The sequence below is a fragment of the Nocardia fusca NBRC 14340 genome, from assembly GCF_001618425.1.
Taxonomy (GTDB): domain Bacteria; phylum Actinomycetota; class Actinomycetes; order Mycobacteriales; family Mycobacteriaceae; genus Nocardia; species Nocardia fusca.
The window spans coordinates 1-1,675 of the sequence record NZ_BDCU01000046.1; the positions used below are offsets into that span (position 1 = coordinate 1).

Sequence of the window (1,675 nt, forward strand, 5' to 3'; positions counted from 1 at the left end):
CAAATAAACACAGCTCTACCAGCGGGGCCCGCGCTGGACCTCGTCCACCTTCGGCCGCACATCGGCCAGGTAGATACCCGTCGCGATGATGGCGATGAACGCCAGTAGTCCCAGGCCGGGCCAGCTCACCAGCATCAGCAGGATCGCGACACCGAGGATGCCCAGCCAGATGGGCTTGGTCAGTTTGTCGACCGCGGTGAACGCGTCGGAGCGCTGGCGCACGGCGTGCACGAGCGCGAAAACAGTCGCGCTTGTCGCCAGCAGCCACAGCGCGACCATGATCAACCCGGTCAAGCCATACACCTTATCCACCTCACCATGATAAGAGCAGCGCCCCCGCGCACTGCACGTGCACGGGGGCGCTACACCCGAATTGCCAGGTCAGGGCTTCTTCGGCGCGGCCTTCTTGGCGGGGGCGGCCTTTTTCGCGGCCGGAACCTTCTTGGCCGCGGGGGCCTTCTTCACCGGCGGGGCGGGAGTGGGCTCGGGGGCCACCTCGGGCACGGGCTCGGGCGCGATTTCCGGCGCGACCTCGAACACCTCGGCGTCGAGCACCTCCGGCGCGGCGGGGGCAGTCGCCTCGGCGGCCGGCGCGGCAGTCGGCTCCGATTCGGTCCTGACGCGGCCGATCAGCCCGTTCACCCGGCCGATCACCTCCTCGGCCCGGACGCTGGCGTCCTTGTACAGGGTCTCCACCCGGCCGACCTGCTCCTCGACCAGATGGTTGGCGCGCAGCCGCTCGACGGTCTCCTCACCGCGAACCGCCAGATCCGCGTAGAGGTCGACCACCTGGCGGTAGTACTGCTCGGCGAGCTTGCGCAGCTCCTCCGCGGTGAACTTCTCGCGCAGCTCGGCCAAGTCCTCCGGCAGCTCCGAGGGCAGTTCGGACAACCGGGCACGGATCTGCTCGAACTGGGTCTGCACATCGGCAGGCAACCCGGCGAAGCGCTCACGGGCCTCTTCGACCCGGACCCGGCCGTTGACATCGGTCGCACGCTCACGCACCTGGGTCACCGCGTCCACAACCGCGGCGTAAACCGCGTCCGTGGCGCCGACGGTGGCGAACAGTGGTTTGGCAGTGGTGTACTTCTCGGTCATTTATCGCTCTCCTGGCGTGGAGCATCGGTTGTCGGTTGTGGAACAACACTGTCCCGGGGAATCGCTTCCTCCGGCCCGTTCTCCCGGCGGAACGATTCGTATATATCCAGGAGCACCTGTTTCTGCCGCTCGCTGATCGCGGAATCGGCGAGCACGGCGTCCCGGACGGGACTGTGCGGCCGCTGCTCGAGGTAGCCGGCGCGCACATACAACACCTCCGAAGAAACCCGCAGGGCCTTGGCGATCTGCGTCAGCACTTCGGCGGAGGGGTTACGCAACCCGCGCTCGATCTGGCTGAGATACGGGTTGCTCACCCCCGCCAGCTGGGCGAGCTGACGCAACGAAACCTGCGCGGCTTCCCGCTGCGCCCTGATAAATCCTCCGATGTCCTGCGCCGCGTTCACCACGCGGGCTGCCTTGTCACCGGCGCCGGCAGCCAGTGCCGGATCGTCGGTGCGCTGGGCGGAAATCTCGGGACGGTCGGCCATCACTCACCTTCTGGCGTTGTAGTTACAACGATAGATCGGGGTGCTAGCAATTGCAAGCACCATGTTAGCAGTGTTTATTTGCGGCGCCT

3 protein-coding genes are annotated in these 1,675 nt (G+C 66.6%); all 3 read right to left on the reverse strand.

Going from position 1 to position 1,675, the window contains the following annotated elements; translation table 11 throughout:
* Positions 1 to 15: 15 nt before the first annotated feature.
* Positions 16 to 312 carry a DUF2516 family protein gene (locus tag NF4_RS28100; protein WP_039826991.1) on the reverse strand — a complete coding sequence of 99 codons (297 nt, stop codon included), beginning with the start codon at positions 310 to 312 and terminating at the stop codon, positions 16 to 18.
* Between the two features lie 69 nt (positions 313 to 381).
* Positions 382 to 1,098 (reverse strand): hypothetical protein, encoded by a 717-nt coding sequence (locus NF4_RS28105; RefSeq protein ID WP_063130413.1) that lies wholly within the window; start codon positions 1,096 to 1,098, stop codon positions 382 to 384.
* On the reverse strand, positions 1,095 to 1,586 hold the full coding sequence (locus NF4_RS28110; protein ID WP_063130414.1) for a helix-turn-helix domain-containing protein: 492 nt from the start codon (positions 1,584 to 1,586) through the stop codon (positions 1,095 to 1,097). The genes NF4_RS28105 and NF4_RS28110 overlap by 4 nt, the downstream gene beginning before the upstream one ends.
* Positions 1,587 to 1,675 lie beyond the last annotated feature (89 nt).